Here is a 25,264-nt window from a genome sequence, read left to right on the forward strand (position 1 = left end):
TTTTTTGAATAATGACAGGTGCTTATTATAAAAAATCAATAAAATAGCGGCAGGGCGAATTATCCAGGCCCTCAGGTAAAGTCCCAAGAGGTGTTTTAATTCCTGCCGCTTATCGGATTAATTAAATGACAGGGGACTTATTTGAAACAGCAGATCAGGGATATATTCACAGTTTTAAGCCTGTCATTTATTTTATTGCAGCTATCGATGAAACAGTGAAGGAGCGAATTTTTTCAGTTTACGGGTCAGGCCCAATAGGTGATTCAATTCCGCTGCTTATTACAGATATTAAATGGCAGGATATTTATCTATATATTTAGGAACGACCTATACGTTGAAATAAGCCTGCCATTTATTTATAGCGGCGGTAACTGGCTCCGGCTACTTACGGGCTCGGCCTGCACGTCCATATTTAAACTTGTCCCTGAGCCTGAGGAATCGTTTTTCAAAGACATAAGAGGCAGGCAATTAAAAAGACAGCTAATAATTGGATGATGGCCAGAACCCAAGCGGAGATATTTGTTAAGTCCGAAATGAGGCAATAAAACCATCAAGATCGCCCGCCCCAGCTTTCTTTCCGGTTATGAAACAGGTAAATTTCATAAGCGACTGCTTTGGTTTCGCAGCGATCTTAGAAACTTTCCTCATTTTGGTGTATTTGCGATCCATAACTCAAATTCCGCCGGGCCGCCTTCTTTCCCGCAGCCGAAGCATTTGAACATTTTTTTTTCCGGGGAAACCATAAATGAACCGGATTGGTCTGGGTGGAACGGACAGTTCCCTTTTAAGGCTTTTCTCCCTTCCTGGAGTGTGATATATTTGGAAACGATTTGGACCAGGTCTGACATATAGGGCAAACTTAACTATTGACTGAACGCGATTAAGGATTGTTGAAAATTTCTGTTTTGTTAAGAATTGCCATTTAGGCCGGATGCCGGAAGCCTTTCACCAGGACTGTATTAAAGAGGATACTAAGATAGTTGTGGAATCCGGCCATAAATTTATCGCCAGCAGTACAGTGATCAGCACCGCAGACTGGCGCGCGGTGTTTAACGAGGAAGCGATTTTTTCAGGAAGCGGTCAGTATGGAAATAAGAACAAAAGATAAGTAAAGGTATTTGTTCACGGTTTGAAGATTGGAATTTATGGCTCAGGGATGGTCAGTTTTTTGCACCACGCATGGCTGACCTGACCCGGCAATTCTGGGTTTCCCGGAATTTTGCTTTGACCACTTCCTTGCCCCATATTTTTTTCCCTGCGCGCCTGGGGTTGGCTTTAAAGTCCAGATTTCGCTGCCGGAAATGCAGATCGATCGCTGCTTTACATGCATCAACGCTGCTATAGTCACTGTTATGGATGACCGCTTTTGCCAGTCCCGCAAAAACGGATTCAATGACATTAAGAAATTGGGTAGAAGCGGGCAGGGGGGCGAGTTTTATTACAGGCTGGCCGGCCCTGTTGTGATCGGCGATATAGTTCTTCAGGATATTAGAGTTGTGCCAGCTCACGGCATCCCAACACAGGTAAAGTGTCTCTTCGCTTTGGTATTCCCCGATCAGCAGTTCAAGTAATTTAATCATCTCGAAGGTGTTCTTCTTATCGGAGAAGAAGTGCGTGACCTGATTGGTTGACAGCTCCAGTGCTGCGGTACAAATGACGATGCCTTTTGCCTTTTGTTTTTCCGGGACAAAATCGGGGCTTTCGCTTTTGTGTTTTAGCGTTCTGCCGCCTTTTATTTTGATGGAAACAGGCCCGTATTCATCAATAGAAAAGAATTTTTCATTGGGCTTTAGCTTTCGGAGTATGGCCTGTATTTTCCGTATCTTTTCCCGGAATTTCGGGTCGGGGCTGGTCAGCATCTCCCTGGATTTTTTGTACTTATAGCCCATTTGGTGCACGCAAAAGCGCACCTGCTCGTAATGGATTTGCGGCGAATAAAGTTCATTGTACACCCCTGTCAGTGCCCGTATGCTCCAGCTTGTCCGGTTCAAGCCGTGCAGTTTAGGCGATTCGTGAATCAGTTTGAGCAATTTTTCTTTACGCCCTTTGAGAATTTGAGTTTGCAGGTGATTTCTTGGATTGGGTGCCGAATCAAAACCTTTTAATCCTTTTGCAGCATATCCCCGCAGCCAGTTGTCGATGGTCTTATAACTGGTTTCAGTTTTCTCAATGATTTCTTTTCGGGTGGCGCCCAGTTGGGCGAGTTGCAGGCATTTGGCGATTTGCCAGAGGCGGTGGTTGTTGGAATTGCGCCATTGCTTTAGGGTTGCCAAATCGCCGGGGGCTATTTGTTCGAGTAATTTGGTGGGTGTAAAAGTCACGTTTTCCCGCAGCCACTTAAAAAGTAAGGGTTTAAACGTTGCAAACTTGTAGGTATGTGCGCTGTGCTGCTCATAACTGTGCCACACAATTACGGGCTGTATGGTGGCTGTCGTTTGTCCGGCAATCAAAACCGGTAACAGCTGCATGAGCTCGTTATATTTCTCCGTTGCCCAATGTGGTCTCCTGGGTTCGCCGGGATAAAATCCAAAGTCTTCGAGCCGGTCCGGGAAATCCGCCCGGATGCGCTCAAATTCGCGCTGGTAGAGCCAGGTTGTTTTTGTGGAGATCTTCAGCTCCCTGGCTAGGGCGTAGCTGTTGTAGGTACCGGCGATGAATCGTTTGCGCAGGATATCCGCTTTGCCGATGGCGAGTTGATAACGATACATGAGTTGCGTATCCGGGAAGAAAGCAGTTAACGGTTGCTTTTATCTTTATAAAGATACAAAATTGTTTAATCGCGAAATAATAGGTCTTGCTAAATAGTATTAAAAAAAAATTGGGATCTGGCGCGTGCTGCAGGATGATGACTCCATTAAAGATTTACCATTAGACGTTCCCTTTTAGCTGAGGCGATTTAACGCTCCTGAAACGCCAGCCGGATAAGCACTTAAAAATTAAAAGCGCTTTATTGACCATCCAACGCTTTGAAAAATCAGCGTACACGAGCATTTTTGGCAGCTGTAATATTTTTAATATATTTAGCCACTGATTTATCCCCGATGCCTTATACACCCGGCCTGCATATCATTTCCGAATTTACTTCTGAACATAACGAGTTATTAAGCTATAGTCTAAAATTCCGTGATTTTTTAAATGATGAAATTTCCCGGCAGGAACTTACAAAAGTCGGCGAAGTGTGGCATGATTTTCCTGGCGGCGGATTTACCGCCGTGGTTTGTCTTACAGAGTCTCATATTTCCATACACACCTGGCCCGAGCACAAATTAGCAACCTTTGATGTGTTTTTATCAAACTATCAGCAGGTAAATGATGGCAAAGCCAGGGCTATTTATGATAACCTCTTGTCTTTTTACGAGGGTGCTGAGATTCAAAAAAATGAAATAAAACGCTAACATGGCCACCGTTAACCTGCGAACCTTCCCCGAACCCCAAGAGCTGCACTGCCCGCATTGTGCAAAGCCGGTAACTTTATTCGATCCGGAGGGATGCGCGTATGTCGTTTGTTCTTCATGCTGGTCATATTTAAAATATATCGATCAGAAGTCTCTCCAAACTCAGCAAACATTAGTTGCTATCAGATATGAGCATATACTTGAGCCCGGTGCCGTTGGCCAAATTAAAGGCACTGATTATAAAGTATTGGCCTACCTTGAAAAGAAGGAAGGTGGTACAAATTATGAATGGCGTGAGTATATGTTATATAGTTACACCAAGGGTTATGCTTTCCTGGCAGAATATAACGGGCACTGGAGCTTTATAGCCGGTGTACAGCATTTTCCTGGGCTGAAGGATGCTGCGCTGGATGGCGATGCGGCGACCTTGAATAACGTAGAATACCTGGAGTTTAACCGCTATACGCCCGTAATTACTGCACTTAAGGGTGAATTTGACTGGGATGTTTACGACGAACGAATAGGAGCGCGTGAGTTTGTTAGCCCGCCCTGGATGCTGGTGAGAGAAAAAAATAAAAAAAATCCGGCTATAGTCGACTGGTATTTGGGTGAGTATATCACACCACAGGAAATATCGGATGGTTTTAAGATCACCACAGATAAATTTCCCGAACAGGCAGATATCGGGGCCAACCAACCCAACCCAACTAAATTGAAATTTCAGCAAACGCTGCGTATTAGTATAGCGGCTGCTGTTATTGTACTGCTTATTCAAGTACTCTGTTTTGTATTAAGGCCTTCCACTGTTATTTTGAACAAGTCAGTGGCCTTATTGATGCCGCCGGCTGCAAAAACAGATACGGCTAAAAGGGATACCGCCGCAACTACCAGTAGCCTGCCGGGCGGCACCTTTGAATTCCAATCGCTAAAAACATCATCGTTTACCATAAACAACGGACCTGCCGCAGTTGATATACATGTCGCCGCTCCGTTAGATAACAATTGGCTGGAAGCTACCTATGAGCTGGTTAGCGAAAAGGACAACCAAACGTGGGACGTAAGCCAGGAGATAGAATATTACCATGGTTATGAAGATGGCGAGAGTTGGAGCGAGGGTTCAAACGATGGCACCATTACTATTGATGATGTTCCGCCGGGCGCTTACCATTTGAACGTATACCCTTATTCAGGCACGATGTTGTTAAGCAATATTGATCTTACGGTAACCACTAATGTGATTCTCTGGCAAAATATGCTCACCACCCTCTTAGTGCTGGCATTGGCGCCGTTAGGTTTTTGGTATTTCCAACGACGCTTTGAAGTAAACCGATGGATGAACAGTGATTTTTCACCTTACAATAAAAACACAGGCAACAGCGATGATTAGAAATTTAATAACAGACTTAAAAACCTCTGTATGGTATGGCCTGGCCGTTATCGCCCTGCTAACTGTTTTCAGCTACTCGGCCTTCACAGGCACCAAATTTTTCCCGGATGGTAATATTCAAAAAAACGCAGGGTACAGAGGCGTAGTGCCGCATTCCGGTTATGGCGTTAGGTTTTACCATAAGTAAATAAGTGTAATGCACAAAAGATTCTCGATCCTTTTATTGGTCTCCGTTTTTATCATAGCGACTTGCGGCCTTATCTATGAACTCATTTCGGGTACTTTGGCCAGCTACCTGCTTGGCGATTCCGTTACCCAATTTTCTACCATCATCGGTGTTTACCTTTTCTCCATGGGTCTGGGTTCATGGGTATCTAAATATTTTGAAAAAAACCTGCTTACCTGGTTCATTCGCGTAGAAATACTAGTTGGCCTGGTCGGCGGTACCAGTTCTACCATCCTGTTTTTGGTGTTTGAAAGTGTAAGCTCCTTTCGCATTGTTCTCTACGGTCTGATCTCCTTTACAGGCATCCTTGTCGGCCTCGAGATACCTTTGTTGATGCGCATCCTTAAAGATCGGTTTGAATTTAAGGAGCTGGTATCCAAAGTATTCACTTTCGATTATATAGGGGCGCTCATCGCATCGCTTGTATTCCCGCTCCTGCTGATCCCATTTTTAGGACTCATTAAAACGGCCTACCTTTTCGGTATGCTCAATGTGCTGGTGGCTTTGGTGGCCTGTATAGTGTTTAAAAATGAAGTAAAGGGTGTAAAATATTTAAAAAGCGCGGCGATTGTTAGCCTGGTGGCTTTATTTATCGGCTTTCTTTATTCTGAAAAAATAACCAGTTTATCAGAAAGTCTCAGTTTTAGCGATCCGATTATTTTTTCTAAAAGCACGCCTTATCAGCGGATCATTATTACCAAAAAGGGCAGGGATCTCCGCCTTTTTTTAAACGGGAACCTGCAGTTTAGCTCGGTAGATGAATACCGCTATCATGAAGCATTGATTCATCCGGTACTCCAGGCGCTCCCGAATGCGAAAAATATACTGGTGATGGGCGGTGGCGATGGCCTCGCTGTACGCGAAATTCTTAAATATCCGCAGATTCAGACGGTCACCCTCGTCGACCTGGATAAAGAAATGACGCACCTTTTCCGTACAAATGATATGTTGGTCAGGCTCAACCAGCGCTCCCTGCTTTCGCCTAAAATCACCGTGGTTAATGTGGATGCTTTTTCCTGGGCAAGAGCGCAGAACAAAATTTACGATGCGATCATTGTTGATTTTCCGGACCCCTCCAATTATTCTGTGGGGAAATTGTATACCAATACCTTTTATAGTATTGTTAAACGTCTTTTGGCTCCCGACGGCATTATGGTGGTACAGTCCACCTCACCTTTTGTAGCTCCTAAGTCTTATTGGACGGTTGATAAAACCCTGCAATCGGTAGGCTTTCATACCGTTCCCTACCATGACTATGTACCTTCCTTCGGCGAATGGGGGTATATTATGGCTATGCGGCGAAGCGTTTACAAAGTGCCTGATCATTACCTTGCAGGATTGCGCTTTATGTCAAAGCCATGCCTGGAACAAATGCTTTTCTTTCCGAAGGATATGGCCCGTGTACCGGCATCAATCAACCGGCTGAACAACCAGATACTTGTTAAATATTTCGAAGATGAGTGGTCAGTCGTTCAATAACAGGGGCTTCAGCCGGCGGTCCTTCCTTGTTCGCGCGGGCCTGGTCACGGCGGGCATTTACCTGAGTGGCTGTATCCGAAAGCTGGGAGGAGGGAAGGGATCCTATGCGCATATTACCGGAGATTTACGCGGGCCAAACGCGAAAGCAGGTCATATGCTCCGTGACAAAGTTGTATTTCCCGAACCGGTAAATATACAAACCGTAAAAACGCTGATCATCGGCGGCGGTATATCGGGATTGTCGGCTGCACGGTGGCTAAAGAAAAACGGCGAAAACGATTTTAAGCTGATCGAGTTAGAGGACCACACAGGTGGTAATGCTTATTTCGGCACAAATTCTGTATCCTCCTATCCTTTGGGCGCTCATTATATTACGATTATTAATAATGAAGATCAGCAACTGATTGATTTCCTTCATGAAACGCAGGTGATCACTCATTTTGACGACCACGGCCTGCCATTTTATAATGAATACTATTTATGTTTCGACCCCGAGGAACGATTGCTGATCAATGGGCATTGGCAAAACGGACTTGTGCCTGACTTCGGGGTGCCGGATAAAGACCGCCAACAGATCGAACGCTTTTTTAAATTAACAGCGCAATACCAAAATACGAAGGGCAGTGATGGCAAATATGCCTTTAACATACCAATTGATGAAAGTTCGGCCGATGACACCTACCGCAAGCTGGATAAAATTTCCTTCACTGATTTTTTGAAGGCTGAGGGCTTCGATTCACCCTACCTGCTTTGGTACCTGGACTATAGCTGCAAGGATGATTATGGCAGACACGCCAAAGACGTTTCTGCCTGGGCCGGGATACATTATTTTTCATCACGCAGGGGGAAAGCCGCTAACGCCGATCCAAATTCGGCTATTACCTGGCCCGAGGGTAACGGCTGGCTGATGAAGCAATTGAGGAACATGGTTAGCGGGCATTTGATGACCTCGCACATGATGTATAGCCTGGATATCAAAGGCGATAAGGTTAATGTTAAGGTGATGGATCTCAAAAAGGGTACTACATCCTTAATTACCGCCGATAACGTAATTGTAGCCTCCCCCCAGTTTGTAAACCAGAAAACATTGGCAGGTTTACACAGGCCGGGGGTTGATTATACAAAAATGAATTATTCGCCCTGGTTGATTGCAAATATCTCGGTTAACAAATTGCCCAGCCCCGAAAAGGGTATGGTTTTGTGCTGGGATAATGTGGCTTACGGACAGCCGTCTGTAGGTTATGTTAATGCCAACCAGCAAGACCTTAAGGTTATTGAAGAAAAAAAGGTGCTTACCTATTATTTACCGCTTTGTGATCATGAACCCCGGCTATCGCGGTTAGCGGCTTACACCAGGCCTTACGAACAGTGGCTGGATATTATTGTGCCCGAGCTGGAACAAATGCATCCGGAGATTACGCCCCATATTGAACGTATTGATCTTTGGGTTTGGGGCCATGGTATGATCAGCCCTGCGGTAGATTATGTTTGGGGCGAAACACGTAAAAATGCGAAGCAACCGGTTAACAACCGGGTATTCTTTGCGCATACCGATCTAAGCGGAATCTCTTTATTCGAGGAAGCATTCCACCAGGGACTTAACGCTGCTCAAAAAGTAATTGATAAGAACCATGGCGCATAAATTGTCCCCATCATCCCCATGGATTGGAAATCGCGTTGTTGAAGCGTTGTTTGTTTTGGCTCCTCCATTCGTTGCATTGCTGATTGTCATGCTTTTCCCGGTAGAATTTAAAAACTCCGACCGGATGCCGGTGGCTTATTGGGTACTGCTGATTGTGATGATTGATGTCGCGCATGTCTACAGCACTTTATACCGTACCTATTTTAACCCCAATGAACTCAAAAAACAACATCATTTACTTATTGCCGTTCCTGTTTTTTGTTATTTTGGGGGTGCGCTGTTGTATACATGGAGCGGTGGTTTGTTTTGGCGGGCCCTGGCCTATTTAGCTGTATTCCATTTCATCAGACAGCAGTATGGATTTATGCGTATTTACAGCAGGAAGGAAGCGCATGGCAATATTGTGAGAATGATAGATGCGGTTACTATTTATACCGGCACTATTTATCCGCTTTTATATTGGCATTTTACCGGCACGCACCATAATTTCAACTGGTTTGTTCAGGGAGATTTTATACTTGCAAAATCTAAGGCGGCGTTAATGACCGGTAAATATATTTATATACTCGTCATAATAACGTACCTGGTTAAAGAAACCTGGTTGGTTATAAAAAGCCATCGGTTTAACCTGCCCAGGAATTTAATCGTTGCCGGCACCTATTTGTCCTGGTATTTTGGTATCATTTATTATAACGGCGACATGGCTTTTACAACCCTGAACGTGGTCTCGCACGGGTTGCCGTATATGGCACTGATTTGGCTTAATGAGCAAAAACGTTATGTAACGACAAAGGAGCAAAAGACTACGCTCCTGCGCCTCACCTTTAGTACTTATGGCGGGGTGTTCTGTTTCGCAGCATTGCTCATATGCTTTGCTTATATAGAAGAGGGTTTGTGGGACGGCCTTGTTTGGCGTGAACACGGCACTGTTTTCCGCATGTTTACCGGCCTGCCCACCATCAATACAAATTTTCTGCTGGCACTGGTCGTGCCTTTGCTCGCGCTGCCGCAATCAACCCATTATGTACTTGACGGTTTTATTTGGAAATTGAAGAGAAAATCAATTTTATAACCAGCCAAACCCAACGTATGTCTTATAAATCGGGTTAAATAATGAAAAATATTCGCGCTGATTTTAAAATTATGATGTACTGCTGTTGATCGCTGTTCTCAGGCTGCCATACATTTTGAAATGTTTTTTTCGGCATGTAGACTGAACTAAGTTGGTTTCAGGTGTCCGGTTTTGCTATGCAGGGAGGGTTTTCCAATGAAAAGGTCCGTTTCCTGAAAAACAAAGTCTCCTTGCGCTCGCTGCTTGGGGTCTTTCACCTAAACCTTATCACAATAGGCAGGAGAATCCTGCCATATGAAGCTGCAAAGTTAGGAATTTTTCGGTTAAAATGACGGTCAGTCCCGCAACCGCGCATGGACGCGTCTTGGGCTGGCAAGTTGACCGGGATTCTACATTCGGAAAAGTAGTTAATCATACAGGGGGGCTCGCTGGCTTAAGCTCTGTATTGGTGCGTAATATCACTAAACATCAAACTATAATTGTATATGCCGTCGGAAGTGATAACGCCCATATCTATGCTATTGACGCCATGAACATCCTAAATGGACGAAACACTGCTTATCCCAAGATCAATACGGCTAACTTGTATGCTGCTACATTACTCAAGTCAGGTACTAAAATAGCTGCCAAAGTACTCAGGCTTGCAAAAAGAGATACGAGTAATTACGCGATCAATGAAGATGATTTCAATGCGGTAGGTTATGATTTGCTTGGTGGCGAGCCTGTTTATGGGCTGAAGCCTCTCCATCATTACCAACAAGCCCTGGAAATATTTAAATTAAATACAAGTCTTTTTCCGTCCAGCTGGAATGTTTACGATAGCTATGGCGACGCTCTACGACAAACTGGTCATTTTGCAGAGGCCATCAAGATGTATCGAAAATCAATTGAACTTAATCCCAAAAACGACGATGGAAAAGAAATATTAAAAAAATTACTAAAAAACTAAAAATAGATATCTTATTTACCATGTGTTAAAATGGTGTAATTTTTAAACTGTACCCCTGAGCGGATATTCCGGAAGGTGTGACCAGGCTATTCCGTGCTATTTGGAGCACCGATTTGTGTTGTCACTTTTAAAAATGGCAATTATTAATCAATGAATTGATATGGTCAAAGTGTTGCAGAACTAACGGTTCGCTATTCCGGAAAGTGGTGGTTAATGGCTTCGGAATGTTCATATCCGATGCCAGTTCCAGAGCGAACATTAAAAGAATTGAAGCTGTTCAACTAGTTATTTTCACAGAACTTGCCGGTAATTGCTGCGATACAGTTTTCTACATTTTTTTCTTTTCTTAGCCAGTGACCCTCGTCACTATAAAAATGGAGAGAAATGTTGTCATTGTTTTTTCTGGCAACATTAAGGCTGTCAAACCTGGAAGGAAAGTTAACGACCGGATCATTTTTACCCAGGATATATAAACTGGGAATTGTTGGATCAGGGTTATCAAAAGCCGGTACGCCGAAAAGAGAAGCGGACGCAGAAACATTTTTGTCATTCTCTGAAAGCGCCTTTTCCATTAATATATTACCTGAACTGGAAGAAAGGTAATAGAGTTTAAGCGTTGGATATTTCAATTGGATATAAGTCTTCCATTTGAATATATCTTTTAAACTATTTTCCATATTTTCATTATAAAACGTCTTACCAAACCCGCAGGACATCGGATAATTGGGAGCAATTAAAATATATCCCCTGTTGGCCAGATTCACTAAAACAGATTCCCATCTGGGCGAATAATCACTATGTAACCCAGGGTGAAAAAAGAGGATGACACCTCTCATCTGTCGTTTTAACGATGTTTTTAAAACATATGCAGGTGACATATCTGGTTGCGGTTTTACAGCCTTTATGGTCAGGAATAATGGTAAAGGCCGCCCTGTAAGATTTTGTTCACTGCTTTTCGTTTCGTTATACAGGATCAGGCATTTTCCCGTCATATAATCAGAAAACGAATACACGATGCTGCTGTTTTTATAGAATTCATAAAAATAAACCACACCATGAGCAGTTATAGAGGTTAACGTTTTAGTTTTCAGATTGTAACGTTTTAACAAATATTCGCCGTTAACAATTTCAATAAAGTATAAATTATTGTTTTTGAATTTGGGCAGTCTTACGTCGTTCTGCGTCTTATATACCAAACTTTTTTTGTGGGCAGGATCTTGTAAATTTATTTTATATATTTCATAAAATTCCGAATTGCTATTGCTTGCAAAATATAAATCATCGCCAATTATAAATGGGTTGAGCTTACTGTCATCCTGACTGTCCGATTTATTAATAAGAATCAATGATTGTCGTTCCGGATTTTTAATATTGATGAGTAACAGTTTATTATCATAACTGACTAACACGCTGTTATGTCCTTCTATATAAAGCATATTTTCAAGCAACCCGATATTATCTAAAACAACCTTTTTTACGTTAACGTCCGGGTATACCAAATACAATTTTTTATCACTATTGAGCTTGACGAAAATCAGGTTGCCGTTTTTAAAACTGAATACTGTTTTTATGCTTTTGTGGTCAAGGATTTTATTTAGTTTTTCACTTGTAGACGTAAATTCTTCATTGCCGTTATGATCAAGTAATCCACATAATTTATTTTCAATTAAAAACGGAAAAAATATATCTGAATTGCCCGATATGGATAAGCTCCGTCCGGAATCATTATAGGTATATAGTGAATAATTACCTGAGCCATGTCCCGAATAAAAAATATCATTACTATTCGATATTAAAAATCTTGGCTCGATTTCGAAAGACGGCTGAATCGGCTTCTCATACCTGGCCACGCCGCAATTACACTTTTCTCTTTTAACATACAGGTAAACGCCAATGGAAACTAACGCTGCTATGATTACTGAAATTATTATTAAACCTTTTTTTTTCACTATTTTCTATATGCTTAAATCCTTGTCCAGTTTTCATCAATTTGTTCCCATTTTAAAGAATCAGTCTCCCAATCACAAAAAATAGCGATTCCATCAACTGTTTTTACAATTGGATTGACGCGCAAAATTGAGCCTTTAATTACCTGGAGGGAGTTGGATATGTTCTCAATCTTTAGGTCCCGGTATTTGTGCAGTTCCGGGACATTTATGAATGTGCCGATCGCAATGAGGTATTGAATATTATTTATTTTTTTTAAAGATTGAATGTCGGTTACTAAAGAATCGCAGTTGCGCTCGAAAATATCTTCATCTTTAATGTAAGTGTCATAATAAAGAAACGACAGTTGATCAATGTACTTTGTCAATTGTTTTAATTCCTTCATGGTTGTCTTTCTTTTCCATGGCTTTGTATCCGGCGAGGTTGCAACCACTACAGAAGAAATAAAGCTATTAGGCAGCAGCGCCCTTAGTTTTTTATGAAAGTCATTTACATTGTTCCCGTAGTTTTGAATATCACCCGGTTTTTCTTTTTGAATGGTCGTATCAAGATAGGCGTCGCCCGCCTGAATATATTCCAGATCCACGTGAACGCCGGGCACATTTAAAAATGCCACCAGTTTTTTTGTATCCTTCAATGCATTGTTAACCCAGGTTGTGGCACCTAAAAATACCGTTTTGTTCTGGACGCCTCCGATCCATGGCAGAATGAGCAGTTGCGGGTAGTTTTTTTTTATCAACTGAACGGTTCTGAGTGCAGTATCAGAAAAAGGGTATCTTGGCAAATGTCCGTCCTTTCCGAAAGGCCCTGCAAATAAATAGGCATATTTGATGTGATGTGCTTTTAATGTCCGGGCAAACTCTTTTGTTATGTCATCCGTCAGGTATTCATGGGTGCCGGGCCTGTATCCCCGTAAATAGATACTTTCGCACCAGATTGCATTATTCTGCCCCAGGATTTTCTTTTGTGATTCAAGTGATGGAGCACATTGGGAAAATAAAAATATGGTAAAAACAAGTAGATATTTTAAATCAAATCGCATATATTTCAGTTGATTAGCTTTAGTTGATGCTGATCCGGTCGAAAGTGAAATCCCGATCCCGCATGCCGTTAAAACGACTGCCGAACCAAGGTAGAAAACTCAGGCTAATTACCATATGAAAGAATTGAAAAAAATAAAAACAATCTCTTAAGGAATCAACAGCCGATAATTAACATTTTTTATGTAGAGATGCTGCGACCACAACCGATCTCCATACCCGCCGGTCCACCTGCTTTTGAAATACCGAACCCGGCACTTATGGTCATTTCCAAACAAAAAATTTATCCGCGGTCCGTCAGATTTCCCGCAAGGATGTCCTTTTCAGCCCGCTGAACAAAGAAATATCTTTTTATAGGCGCTAAAGTATGTTATTTCCGGACTATCGAATAAGAACATTTATGGATTGTTTGTATTTTTTGATTTGAATAGTTATTATTGTGAAAGTTAATTTTAATTAAAAAAATATTATTAACTTTTAACCTAGTCGTATTTTTTTAAATTTAACGAACCTTAACAGCATTACAATGAAACGGAACCTAATTATCACAATGTTTATCGGATTATGTCTTTCAGCAACGCACAATTGTAAAGAAACAACAGATTATATTTGCATGACTGGCTGCTAGTCAATCAATTGAAGCATTGCCGGGCATGGAGCATTTCCTTTTTTGTCTTTGACGGCGGTTGTATCATATCAGCATTTGGACTTGGTTCTTCAGGACTACCCGGAGTATCAGCAAATCGGATTTTTAAAACTGCAGTTGCTATGACAAAAAAGCCATTGGTTTTGTTGCTGGCTTCTATGACCTGACCAATGACCACAATACCTGATTGGGCTTATTGATGTAATTAACTATCAAACAAAATAACACTTAAAATAATTATTAAATTAACCTAAAAAACACCATGAAAAAAAACCTCATTATCACCGCCGCTGCCGGATTATTTTTAACGGCAACAATTGCTCTATTTTCATTTAACAAGTCGGTCAAATCGACCGAGTACCGCATCAATTTTACACCGGCAAAAACCAGTAACGAATTAGTTGCGTTACGGAATAACAAAAATGCCAATGTTATCAAAACGCTTTCGCAATTTGACAACATACTCGCCCTTAATGAGTCCCCTCTTAATGCACTGCCTAAAAAAGTGGTTGACGAGTTCAGAAGCCAGCTTGTTGTAAGGGCAGGAGTTGGTATTGTTGGTCTAAAATACGGAACGATCAAAAGCCTGCTGAACGATGCTGATTTTGCAACGGTAATGGCAACTTTCGGAATTGATACAAAAAACGGATTCTGGGGCTTTAGCACAAACGAAAATGTCATGAATTCAGTTCGCGGGAAACGCCTTAAAGCCATTTTTGAGGATTATAAAGAATATCAGTGCGTATCAGCGCACAACTGTAGTAAAAACTCCGATTATATTTGCCTGACCGGCTGTTAAGCAAATACCAGAACGGCATATTACATAACAAAAAAAGCCTTTTGTAAGGCTTTTTTTGTTACCGGGGGGTAATTCAATTTTAGATAAATCCGAACAGACTTCCTCCGGTCCAAAACGCTCACATTGCTGCTGTTTTTTTTGGTCACCCAATTCTTAAACCGATTTCAAATCAACTATTTCCGCTATGGCCGCCAAACGGGTGTTTGAAATATTTTTGCTGATTGTTTCTATCATATTCCTTGATAATTTTAGTGTGAACGGGCAAGTCAGGCACGCTGTCAAAGGCCGGGTTACTGATTCACTTTCCGGGTTACCTATATCACTTTCAACCATTGCTCTTGTGAACATAAGTGATTCATCGCTATACTCCTATACGGTAAGCGGCCATCAAGGTGATTTTTCTTTGGACAGATTACCCCCGGATAAAACTTATACATTGATTGTTTCGGCCGTTGGCTATATTTCGTTCAAACAAATATTACAATCTGCTAAAAGTGCTGGTATAAAATCGATTGAAATACGTTTGAAACCAGCAACTGTCAATTTGAAAGAAGTTACCATTTCCGCCGATCGCGTGCCTGTAGTGATTAATAAAGACACAATCGAGTTCGCCGCGGAAGCATTTAAAACCAGGCCCAACGCCGTAGTAGAGGAATTATTAAAAAAACTGCCGGGTGTACAGGTTTACCAGGATGGTTCTATTTATGTAAACGGAAAAAGGGTGAGAAGAATCCTGATAAACGGCAAAGGCTTTTTTGGTACAGATACCCGGATTGCCTCCCAAAACCTAAATGCTGATTTGATTGATAAAATACGGATAACCGATGACCGCGAAAACGATCCTAACAATTTGCTGAATGATAATAATGTAGAGAAGGAAATAGACCTAAAGTTGAAAACACGAATTAGAAAAAGCATTTTCGGGAAATTACATGCAGCCGCCGGGACTAATAACCGGTACGATTTGGGCGGGATATTAAATATTTTTAGGGATACTTTGCAAATCAGTCTTATCGGTTTCAGCAACAACGCGAACCAATCGTCGTTTTCGTTGGGTGACTTGCGAAATATGGGTGGTTTTGAAAGAAGCGGGGTAAGTTCTTTTCATGTAAACCAAAACGACCAGATTACAGGTATCAATGGAATCTCATTTGGCGGAGAGGGGCAGGGGATACAAACGATCAGCTCGGGCGGGATAAATATAAATAATGACTATGGGCCTGATCTGAGCGTAAACATACAGGATTTTTTTACCCGCCTGCACAATGTTAATAACATTACCAATGTTCGGCAACAGTTTTTGGGTGATACAACATTAAATACCCGTAGCTATAATGAAACATTTCAAGATGAAACTTCCAACACTTTGTCGGGTAAATTAAAATGGCTGCCGGGTAAAATGAGCTCGTTTGAATACACGCCGCAACTTAACATGAACAGCACAAATAACAATTCGTCCTTACATCAGTTAACCGATGTAAATCAATCGCTGCTGAATCAAGTCGAAAACACGCAAACCGGCACAACCAGCCATCTTGCTTACAGCCATATTTTATTTTTTAACCAAAAATTCAAAAAGGAAGGGGAAGCACTTACCATCAGCCAGAACACGTCATTTGGTCCTGGCAAAGATGCATTTCAAAGCAGGAGTTTTTCTTATCCATCAGCGGTTACCGACAGTTCCACCGAAATCCGCAATCAAAAAACATATGCTGCCGGCATTGATTTGTCAATAGCCTACAGGCGTCCTATGGGCAAACATTTCACAGTAATACTTGGTACAACAAATTCTTTTAACCACCGGGCTATTTCAGTAAACACCCCGATGAGTTCGCAACTCTATGATATTCTTTTAGACCCGGCTGGAAACACCGCCTTCAGCCGTAACGATTGGATCAACAAAATGACTGAGGGGCTAAAAATAAGTATTACAAAAAGAACCTCATTTGAAGCAACACTTGGGGAGCAAATTCAATCATTGGCGAATTCGCCAAAATATCAGCATGAACAGCATTATTTCGACCTGCTTCCTTCCCTGAAATTTAATAGCGGTACCTTTGGTTTTAAGTATTCGGTTAATGTAAACCAACCGAACATAAATGACCTGCAACCCGTTCCGAATTTGATCGTTCCGCTATATGTGTTTACTGGAAACCCTTACCTTAAACCTTCGTATGACCAAAATATATACACAAGCTACTTTAAATATTACGCTGCAAAACAGCTTGTTTTTAATATTTATGTCAATGCAGATTTTATCAGAAATGATGTTATTTCAACAGTTCAAGTTGACTCAAACGGTGTTCAAAAAATTGGTACCACAAACAGAAACGGAACCGTCAAGGCTGTACTGGGGAGCTCGCTATCAAAGAATTTCCAAAAAATAAACGATATTGAAATCAAAGCAAACGCTACCGTATACCTTGGGTATCAAAGTAACCCCATTATTGTAAACGGTCATTCCGGGTCAAACCAACAATATACAACTACTTTCATACAACGCATAGATATTAATTGGAAGGATATTATCCAGTTGATACCTGAATACCGGGTCACCGGTACCACAAATTCGTATAGCCATTTAAATTATTCCCGGGTCGATTTTTTAACGCACAGGCTGAATACACAATTAACGGTAACCTTTTCAAAAAGCCTTACGCTGGGTTGTAATTATACTTTTTTGCGGAACCCGGATGTCTCCGATGAATTACACAAGACTACAAGTCTTTTTAATTCAGATGTTACTTATCGGTTTATGAAAGAAAACCGGTGCGAATTGAAACTTGCCGTGTTCGACCTGTTTAACCAGAATATAAATTTTGACCGAATCGTAAGCCAAAATTACATCTTAGATTCTCAAACTGTCGTTTTAAAAAGATATATTTCTCTGGGCGTGGTCTATAACATCAAGAAAATCTACAAACGTTAATTTTTTAAAAATACTTGATTTCGTTACCTTTTCAATAGAAAACCTTAAAATGCAAATTTTTTACGAACTATATTATTTCTCGACCAATGCCATTATTTTAAGCGCATAGTAAACCTCTTTTATGTTTGCCTTAATTACAGCCAATTTTGTATGTATGCCGGCATCGTGGTGTTTGCTGAACCGAACAACAATTACACCTGTTTTGCCCGGTAAAACAGGTGTATTGGTCCACCTGGCCACGGTACAGCCACATCCTGTTGAAATATCGTAGATAATTAGCGGTGCTTTGCCTATGTTGGTATATTTAAAAGTATGCGATACAGTATCTCCGTCTTTTATTTTGCCGAAATCATATTCGTCGTCATCAAATTTAAAAGCACCCAATGTAGAGGGGTCGGTAGTTGTGACCTGTTTACTATTGTTCAGGTGGCATGATGCCAAGGACATCAGGGCAATTACAGCAACTAAAAATAATTTTGTGTGTATTTTATTTGTCATATGTTGAAAGGTTCGGGTCAATTATTATCAAATGAATTTAGTTGCAACTTCTGGTTAAAAACCTGGCGGCCTGATTTTTTATTTCCAACTCGTCTTCTGAGTAAACGATCAGCTCAGATTTAATTATTTTTTCAGCCCAGCCATTAGCTTTATCGTCGTTTTTTACGGCATGATAATATTGCATGAGTGCATATTGAGACAGCAGTTTTTTTGGTACCATGTAATAAGCCGAAAGGTACTCTTTTTCGGCCTGTTTGTTGTCATTCAAACCTAAAAAACAATCACCCGAATAAATCAGTACATCAGGATCCATCATGTATTTTTTTGCCTGCGCCAGCATATGCCTGCCTTCCAGATAATATTTATCAGCAGCCATTTCAGAACCATAATTATACAAAAAATAGCCATTGTCCTGCAACGCCGGATACAAATCCCGGTATTGTTGTAATGCAATCGCCGGCTCCTGGCTTTTAAATACCATATTTTTCCATTTCACTTGATTTTCCCCAAGATAAATCAAAACTCCCGTAAGCAGCCCAATTGATCCAAAACCGGCAAATGCGCAGACCAACCTATTGGCCTTAAATGTAATCGACCGGAAGGGCAACGATATTTTAGTATTTTTGCTTAGCAGGCTAACCAAAATTACAACATATAGCATGATAACAAAATTTTGCAAAGGATAAGAAAAGAGAGAAACGACTATCACCGATAAAAAAGAGCAAATCAAACCAATCGCAGGTAAACTGCTGTTCTCCCAGGTCATATTTTTGTAATTGCGGGCCATAATGCCAATGCCAATCACCATGAAAACAAATCCGATCACACCTGTCTCGCAGAATAACTGTAACAAATCATTAAATGCCACACCTACGTTATCTGCTATCTGCCACTCATGCCCTTGTATGTTATGCACTTTAAAATATTGCGATTGATAAAGGTTGTAAACTGATTCAAATTTACCGGGTCCTATTCCCCACATAAAATGGTTCCTGATGATTTGCACTGTGTTGCTGTAAATAAAAAACCGCCCCTCAAATGATCGTGGGCGTATCAAGTAAATTAAATACACACCCGCCAAAGTACTTGCCAGGCACGAACAAATGATAACTGGTTTTAGTTTACTGCTGTTATAAGCTTTTTTCAGCGCGTAAAACAGGCCGTACTTCTTATTTAATACAAGTAGCAGCCCGGCCATAAACCCCAGCAAAGCAGCTCGTTCATTTGCAAAAAAAACGGTGATTATCATTAAGAAAATGCCAATCAATGACGCTGTTTTGATTTTCTTGTCATGGCGTTCCAAGGGGAGCCAAAATCCCGTTAAAACAACTGGAAAGATTAAACATAAAAGATTGGTAAAACTGCTCGGATTGTTGAATAATCCAGTCATTTTGAAAAATAAATTATTCGAAGGAATCACATTGAAAAATTGCAAGATTCCATAGGTACATATTAAAATTGAAAACATCGAAAAAACAGTATACAAAAGTTCAAAGGCTTTTCCGGTATTCACCATACGTGATTTTATAGCGGCATATAAGAGTATATACATCGAAAATTTGATGAATATCTCGCTGCTAAATGAAAAAATGTCGGTAAAATAAAATCGAATACAAAACCACAATGCGAAGAGCAATACCAGGCAATCTATCGTATTGAACCTTATGTTTAGGTGCTCTTTCGACGATAAATGAGCAAGAATTTTTATCGTTGCGAGCAATAAAACAATTCCGTATACAAAGAATTGTTGAAAATCAATAAAACGGTTATCAAATTCGATAAGATTTACAAAAGGGTTGAGCAGCAATAAGGTTAATAGCACATAAAATGTGAGCTTCATGGTTGGTTCAAGTAAAATAGTAATTCAATATTAGTACAAATTTTCTCAGAACAGCATTCTTTAAAATTAATATTTAAAGAATACGTTGAGGATAAAGAAACCATCATTTACCGGCAAAATGTGGTGGCTGTTTCGCAGGAACAAAGGAAAGAAAAAAAAGCCTGGAAAGCCGGCAGCATAACGCAAAAGGGAGTTGTCCACCCGGCAAACGGTAAGTAAACCCCGGCCACTGCCGAAAACACGCAACGCCAGGACCTGATCGGGCCGAAACAATTGTTGCAGTTGCAAAAGGCCGCGGCTTTTGATGCAGCAACATGAAGGCCTGCCCGGCTCAGCATAAAAAGCAGACAAAAGCCGTTTTGCGCCGGGTGCTTAATATTTACCTGTCAAACCTTAATCGGTAACTGACGTTTAAAGGATATGACAGGTCAGCAGCTAGCCAATTATTTTAATTTTAACCGATCAAAACCTGGCCTGCTGATTTTATTTTTTTCTTTTATGTCCCTGTTTGCCTGCGCCCAGCAGCAGGAGCTGGCGAAATTAAAGCGCGACCTCTCCGCTGCCAAGGACAGCCTGGCTATCCTGCGGTTAATGAACAAGGTCGGGTTCCTTATCCATATGAAAAGCGCGGACAGCAGCTTTTATTACGGCGTAAAAGCCAACCAGCTGGCCGAACGGCTGCATGACGACCGCGGGCGGGCGGACGCTTTGTCCAATATTGCGACCGGTTTGCTGTTGAAAGGGCTTTACAGCCAGTCCCTCAACTATTTCAGCGAGGCTTACCAGGTGTATTCGAGGGTGCCCGATACCATCGAAATGGCCCAAATGCTGATGAACCTTGCGATTAATTACAGCTTCACCAGCGACAGTGGCAGGACCAGGGAATTCGCCGCCCGTGCACTGCATATGGCGAGCGGCTACCGGGCGGACTCCGCCTTAAGTATGTTGTATGCTAATTATGTAGAACTTGCCGGTCTTGGCCCCGATTCAACAGCCATCTATCTTGGTAGGGCAGGGCTGATCGCACGCAGGTTTAAAGATGAGCGGGCAACCCTATTTATTTTGCAGGAAAGGGCAAAACTGCTAATGCTTCAAAAAAACAATGCAGCGGCTCGCCCGCTTATTATGGCGTCCATTTTAATGGCGCGGAAGCATGATTGGGATTACCACGAAATGGAAGGACTGGGCCTTTTGGGAACTTATTATAAAGCCGTTGGCAGGCCGGACAGCGCGCTGGCCTGCTTTTTAAAAATATACCGCATGGCGGGCGTCAATGGTTACGTCTACTGGAAAATCGATGTGCTGAAATCCATCCTGCAGGTATACAAGCAACAGGGCAACCTGCAAAAACAGGCAGCGACAAACGAATTGCTTATCGCAGCGCTCGATAAAGAGAACGAAGCCGGCAATGCTTTCTTAGGAGACTATATCAGGTACAAACAGGACCAGGAAAAACTGGCGAAATTAAACCAGCTTGAACAGGTCAACCGGAAAAAACAATTCTGGTTTATCGCCTGTAGCATCACCGGTTTCGCTGCGACCATCGTCCTGCTACTGGGCTACTCCAGGTCCAAAAAATATGCCGGGGTATTGCAGGCTTTAAATGAGCGGATCACCAGCCAGAATAAAGTCCTGAAAGACAATGATGAATTTAACAGCCGGCTGCTGAGCATGCTGGCCCACGATTTCAGGGCGCCGCTCGGCCAGATCATCTCGATGATCAGCCTGCTCCGGGAAGACGAACTGGACACGCCGGCGCGGATGAGTTTATACGATAACGTGGAGGAAGACGCGCGGAACATCCTGGTAACCTTTGACAATATTTTGCATTGGGTCAAAAAGCAGCTGACCGGCTATAAGCTGGTTCCCGAACCGCTGGATTTATCTGAAATGATCGGGCAGTCGGCACAATTGTTCCACCCCGCGATGGCCGCAAAGCATATTACTTTCAATAACCTGGTTGACCCATTGCTGGTCGTCAACAGTGACAGGGAGATCATCCAGTTCATCAACCGCAACCTGATCCATAATGCCATCAAGTATTCACCCGAAAACGGCACCATAACCGCCACCATGAAAACGTCTGCCGCTGAAATCGTGGTCTGTATAAGGAACGAGGGACGCGGAATGACCGAAAAACAATTAAACGCCTTGTTCACCTTCAGACAGAAGGAATCAAGCGACAGGGGGGCAGGTATGGCGCTCACCCTTAGCAAGGAATTTGTTGCGTTGCTCAATGGTAACATCTGGGCGGAAAGCAAACCAGGCGAAGGCGCGGCATTTTACTACACGCTTCCGTCAGCGACATAAGGGGATGGTGTTATCGGGGCCGGCTTCTGCGCATTCCGGAGCCCTTGATCACGTTAAGCTGAAAACCACAAACAGGCATTTCCGGAATACGTATGATTATATTTTTACAATTCACATGGACAGCCCTGATCGTTTTTCCGGGAGCAACCCTGAGGGAACTGCCAAAACTTATGGGCCTTCAGTAAGCCGGTTAGCTTTTTTTCTTTCCAGCCAGGCATTGAAAATGGTATAGAAGACCGAGGTGATGATCGCTCCCTTGAACATCCCGGTAAAGCCCCAGGCCGACAGGCCGCCAATCACGCCGAGGAAAAGAACGAGAAAGGGAAGTTTTCCACTCCTGGCGATCATAACGGGTTTAACGACAAAGTCGATGACTAAAATGATAACTGTATAAATAGCCAGGATAATAACTGCGTTATTATGGCCCTGCAAATATTCCCAGCCGGCGAGCGGTATCCAAATAATCAGCGGCCCCACCTGGATCACACACAAAAAGAAGATCAGCGCTGAAAGGCCGACAGCAAATGGGATCCCGGCGAACAAGAGGCCCGTCCAGCAAACAAATGTGGCGATAAAGGCAGTTCCCATCACCCCGATGGACACACCCCTTACCGCCTGGGTGATGGCCTGCAATAAATCACCGCCTTCCTGCCGGCTCAGCAAATTGTTGAGCGTATCCCTAACGGGGAAAAGCACTTGATCGCCTCTTTCCAGTAAATACGCAGATATGATAATGCCTAAAATCAATTGTGCCGCTACGCCTATAATACCCAAGCCACCGGTAACCAAATGGTGCAATATGACGTTCAGCTCATGCCCGTGAATATGCAGTACTTCCTTCGGGCTTTGCTGCAGCTCTGCCCAAAACGACGCGATAGAACCGCCGACGAGGGGAAGGTTAGTCAATTTATCCGATAGGGGAGGCAGCCCTTGTTTTTGGACCGCACCGATCCAGCCGGCCAGGTCCCGGACATGCCTGCTTAAAGCGGAAACCAGGAAAATGAAGGGAAGCGCAATTACAGCAATCAGCGACACTGAATAAACTACACCGGCAAGCTTACGCCTGCCACAGAACAAACCCACCAGCTTCCCATAGGGATAAGAAAAGGAAACAGCAAACACCAATGCAAAAGTCAGCACGCCGGAAAAAACTTCCAGCACCTGGAATAAAGCATACAGCAGACCCAGGAAAAGCAAAACGACCAGGATCGTTTCGACGAGGTTTTTGGATATGGGTTTGTTAGATTCAAGCATACGATCTTGGAAATAAGGAACAATATCAGCATTTGTTTGAGTTTATATAAATCGCAGCGGTTGCCTGTCCGTTAATTCAGCTCATTTTGCGACCTTCAATTTCTTAGCTAACCGCTCCTGCTTTTTTTCTTCGTCACCGAGGATAATGCCCCATGGTTTCAGGCTGTCGACGCGGTCAAATATGATCTTTAGTACGGCGATGACAGGGATGGACAGGAACATGCCGGAGATGCCCCACAACATTTCGCCGATAACGACGCCGATCACGGTGACAAGGGCGTTGATACGGACTTTGGATCCCACGACCATGGGTAACAGGACATTGCTGTCCACCAGGTGTACCACCACAAAAGTGACCAGGACATAAATGACCATGCTGCCGTCCGGCATGGTGCCGAGGGTTACCGTAGCACTGATCACCAATGCCGAAAAAATACCAAAATAGGGAATGAGGTTGAAAATGCCGGTGATCAGCCCGAGCAAGATGGCGTACTGGATGCCCATGATGGACAGGGTAACACTGACCGCTGTGGCGACAATGGTCATTTCGATCAGCAGCCCGGTAATGTATTGCCGGATGATAACCTGTACGTGTTCGATGATCTCGTGGACGCGGGCTTTGTTTTCCTCCAAAAATACGGACTCCAAAAACTTCAGGATGAGCCGCCTGTACAGTAAAAAGAAGAAGGTGTAGATAAAGGTAAAAACCAAAAACAGCAGGATCGACGACAGCGAGAGCAGGGTAGAGCTGACGAGCGCGGCATCGGGCGAGGTGACTTTGCTGGCGGCAGAATTGACTACCTTTAGCTGTTTACTGCGGGTAATATTGAAGTGCTCATAAACCCAGCCGCGAAAATTCCAGAGCGAGTGGCTGATCTGTGCCTGGAAGGCCGGCCAGTCTTTTACCAGTGCGGCAATTTGCGAACCGATCACATAAATGATGAGCCCGATGACCGACAAAAACAAGATGACGGAAACCATCGAGGCAGCACCTCTCGGCAACCGCAGCCATCGTTCAAAAAACGTGGCGAGCGGCATCAGCAGGATGGCGAAAAGGCTGGAAAAGACCAGCGGCGCAAGGATCTCCTTCCCCAATATGACCAGGAACCCGAGCGCCAAAAGACTGAACAGGACGCAGGCGAGTTTGATGTAAAATGGTAAGCGGGTAAATGTTTTCAAGTCCATGGGATGCTTTTAATGGTGTAGCCTTAATCAGACCAATAAGGTTACATGAAAGGCTAAATTACGAAATAAAAAGCGGGCCTGTTATGAAGAAAGCTTGTTGCAATTGTGATGCTGCTCTTCATCGCGTCATACGGATCTTTTCTTCGGTCAATAACCTGAATTCCGCCAGTTCCCGTTCGCTGTACTTGTTCCCTGTTTATTTTCTTCCATGTTGCTTATCAACAAAAAAACAGGCGCGCTGGTTTAGGGATTGCTAAATGGCAGCTCATACCTTCAGGACGCATTCTGATCGGGAGCAGCGGGGATGACGGATACCATCATCCTTTGCTAAGTGTTACCGGGTTTGGGGACAATAACCGAATTCAGCGAGCAATTGGGTTCTAACCACCGCCATATCGTCCTCCAGTCGTTTGTAAATCTCTTCGTAATGGCCGCACATGTCAAAGACAACAATGGCATAACGCTGGAAAAACTGATCCCTTTCCACCCCTTCTGTTTTCCGGATGCGCACTGAAAGGTCGAGGTAGGGTTCGGAATTTCACATAAACAATCTCAATTCCAGTCAACAGTAACTCCACGCGCGTCAACAGCAATTTAACATCCTTTTCATTTACCGTCAAGTCGTTTTTATACCTCGCTTCAGAATACCCGGACTTTAAAATATTA

19 protein-coding genes are annotated in these 25,264 nt (G+C 42.8%); 11 read left to right on the forward strand and 8 right to left on the reverse strand.

Going from position 1 to position 25,264, the window contains the following annotated elements; translation table 11 throughout:
* Positions 1–644: 644 nt before the first annotated feature.
* Complete coding sequence (locus KXD93_RS30650; RefSeq protein WP_373417369.1) at positions 645–848, reverse strand: CHC2 zinc finger domain-containing protein; 204 nt, start codon at positions 846–848, stop codon at positions 645–647.
* Between the two features lie 83 nt (positions 849–931).
* On the opposite strand from KXD93_RS30650, the gene KXD93_RS22125 reads away from it, so the two are divergent.
* Positions 932–1,108, forward strand: a complete 177-nt coding sequence (locus tag KXD93_RS22125) for a hypothetical protein (protein WP_258139549.1) — start codon at positions 932–934, stop codon at positions 1,106–1,108.
* A 52-nt stretch (positions 1,109–1,160) separates the two neighbouring features.
* Here KXD93_RS22125 and KXD93_RS22130 read toward each other — a convergent pair whose 3' ends face one another.
* On the reverse strand, positions 1,161–2,708 hold the full coding sequence (locus KXD93_RS22130) for an IS630 family transposase (protein WP_258139550.1): 1,548 nt from the start codon (positions 2,706–2,708) through the stop codon (positions 1,161–1,163).
* Positions 2,709–3,041: 333 nt separating this feature from the next.
* Here KXD93_RS22130 and KXD93_RS22135 point away from each other — a divergent pair, with 333 nt between their 5' ends.
* The 7 genes from KXD93_RS22135 to KXD93_RS22165 all read left to right on the forward strand — a co-directional run bounded on the left by KXD93_RS22135 (position 3,042) and on the right by KXD93_RS22165 (position 10,150).
* The gene (locus KXD93_RS22135; RefSeq protein ID WP_258139551.1) at positions 3,042–3,395 is read left to right on the forward strand and encodes an S-adenosylmethionine decarboxylase family protein; all 354 of its coding nucleotides are present in this window, start codon (positions 3,042–3,044) and stop codon (positions 3,393–3,395) included.
* 1 nt (position 3,396) lies between these two features.
* Positions 3,397–4,782: a DUF4178 domain-containing protein gene (locus tag KXD93_RS22140; RefSeq protein ID WP_258139552.1), complete on the forward strand. Its 1,386-nt coding sequence runs from the start codon at positions 3,397–3,399 to the stop codon at positions 4,780–4,782.
* On the forward strand, positions 4,775–4,969 hold the full coding sequence (locus KXD93_RS22145; RefSeq protein WP_258139553.1) for a hypothetical protein: 195 nt from the start codon (positions 4,775–4,777) through the stop codon (positions 4,967–4,969). The genes KXD93_RS22140 and KXD93_RS22145 overlap by 8 nt, the downstream gene beginning before the upstream one ends.
* Before the next feature lie 9 nt (positions 4,970–4,978).
* Complete coding sequence (locus KXD93_RS22150) at positions 4,979–6,487, forward strand: polyamine aminopropyltransferase (protein ID WP_258139554.1); 1,509 nt, start codon at positions 4,979–4,981, stop codon at positions 6,485–6,487.
* Positions 6,465–8,129 carry an FAD-dependent oxidoreductase gene (locus KXD93_RS22155; RefSeq protein ID WP_258139555.1) on the forward strand — a complete coding sequence of 555 codons (1,665 nt, stop codon included), beginning with the start codon at positions 6,465–6,467 and terminating at the stop codon, positions 8,127–8,129. Before KXD93_RS22150 ends, KXD93_RS22155 begins: the two co-directional genes overlap by 23 nt.
* Positions 8,119–9,201, forward strand: coding sequence for a hypothetical protein (locus KXD93_RS22160; protein ID WP_258139556.1), 1,083 nt, complete (start codon positions 8,119–8,121; stop codon positions 9,199–9,201). The genes KXD93_RS22155 and KXD93_RS22160 overlap by 11 nt, the downstream gene beginning before the upstream one ends.
* Positions 9,202–9,529: 328 nt before the next feature.
* Positions 9,530–10,150, forward strand: coding sequence for a tetratricopeptide repeat protein (locus KXD93_RS22165; RefSeq protein WP_258139557.1), 621 nt, complete (start codon positions 9,530–9,532; stop codon positions 10,148–10,150).
* Between the two features lie 281 nt (positions 10,151–10,431).
* Here the strand turns inward: KXD93_RS22165 and KXD93_RS22170 are convergent, their stop codons facing one another.
* Together KXD93_RS22170 and KXD93_RS22175 are read right to left on the reverse strand one after the other, a co-directional pair.
* Positions 10,432–12,099, reverse strand: a complete 1,668-nt coding sequence (locus KXD93_RS22170) for an alpha/beta hydrolase (protein ID WP_258139558.1) — start codon at positions 12,097–12,099, stop codon at positions 10,432–10,434.
* Between the two features lie 14 nt (positions 12,100–12,113).
* A complete protein-coding gene (locus tag KXD93_RS22175; RefSeq protein ID WP_258139559.1) occupies positions 12,114–13,139 on the reverse strand; it encodes a glycoside hydrolase family 18 protein in 1,026 nt (341 codons plus the stop codon).
* A gap of 906 nt (positions 13,140–14,045) precedes the next feature.
* Between KXD93_RS22175 and KXD93_RS22180 the strand changes: the two genes are divergently transcribed.
* Together KXD93_RS22180 and KXD93_RS22185 are read left to right on the forward strand one after the other, a co-directional pair.
* Complete coding sequence (locus KXD93_RS22180) at positions 14,046–14,582, forward strand: hypothetical protein (protein WP_258139561.1); 537 nt, start codon at positions 14,046–14,048, stop codon at positions 14,580–14,582.
* Positions 14,583–14,766: 184 nt separating this feature from the next.
* Positions 14,767–17,511 carry a TonB-dependent receptor gene (locus KXD93_RS22185; protein WP_258139562.1) on the forward strand — a complete coding sequence of 915 codons (2,745 nt, stop codon included), beginning with the start codon at positions 14,767–14,769 and terminating at the stop codon, positions 17,509–17,511.
* Positions 17,512–17,583: 72 nt separating this feature from the next.
* On the opposite strand, the gene KXD93_RS22190 is transcribed toward KXD93_RS22185, so the two are convergent.
* Both KXD93_RS22190 and KXD93_RS22195 read right to left on the reverse strand, forming a co-directional pair.
* Positions 17,584–18,009: a DUF1573 domain-containing protein gene (locus tag KXD93_RS22190; protein ID WP_258139563.1), complete on the reverse strand. Its 426-nt coding sequence runs from the start codon at positions 18,007–18,009 to the stop codon at positions 17,584–17,586.
* Between the two features lie 37 nt (positions 18,010–18,046).
* Complete coding sequence (locus KXD93_RS22195; protein ID WP_373417370.1) at positions 18,047–19,258, reverse strand: O-antigen ligase family protein; 1,212 nt, start codon at positions 19,256–19,258, stop codon at positions 18,047–18,049.
* A 1,089-nt stretch (positions 19,259–20,347) separates the two neighbouring features.
* Here KXD93_RS22195 and KXD93_RS22200 point away from each other — a divergent pair.
* On the forward strand, positions 20,348–22,159 hold the full coding sequence (locus KXD93_RS22200) for a sensor histidine kinase (RefSeq protein ID WP_258139565.1): 1,812 nt from the start codon (positions 20,348–20,350) through the stop codon (positions 22,157–22,159).
* 168 nt (positions 22,160–22,327) lie between these two features.
* On the opposite strand, the gene KXD93_RS22205 is transcribed toward KXD93_RS22200, so the two are convergent.
* Together KXD93_RS22205 and KXD93_RS22210 are read right to left on the reverse strand one after the other, a co-directional pair.
* Complete coding sequence (locus KXD93_RS22205; RefSeq protein WP_258139566.1) at positions 22,328–23,413, reverse strand: AI-2E family transporter; 1,086 nt, start codon at positions 23,411–23,413, stop codon at positions 22,328–22,330.
* An 81-nt stretch (positions 23,414–23,494) separates the two neighbouring features.
* On the reverse strand, positions 23,495–24,598 hold the full coding sequence (locus KXD93_RS22210; RefSeq protein WP_258139567.1) for an AI-2E family transporter: 1,104 nt from the start codon (positions 24,596–24,598) through the stop codon (positions 23,495–23,497).
* Positions 24,599–25,264 lie beyond the last annotated feature (666 nt).

The sequence above is a fragment of the Mucilaginibacter phenanthrenivorans genome, assembly GCF_024721155.1.
Taxonomy (GTDB): domain Bacteria; phylum Bacteroidota; class Bacteroidia; order Sphingobacteriales; family Sphingobacteriaceae; genus Mucilaginibacter; species Mucilaginibacter phenanthrenivorans.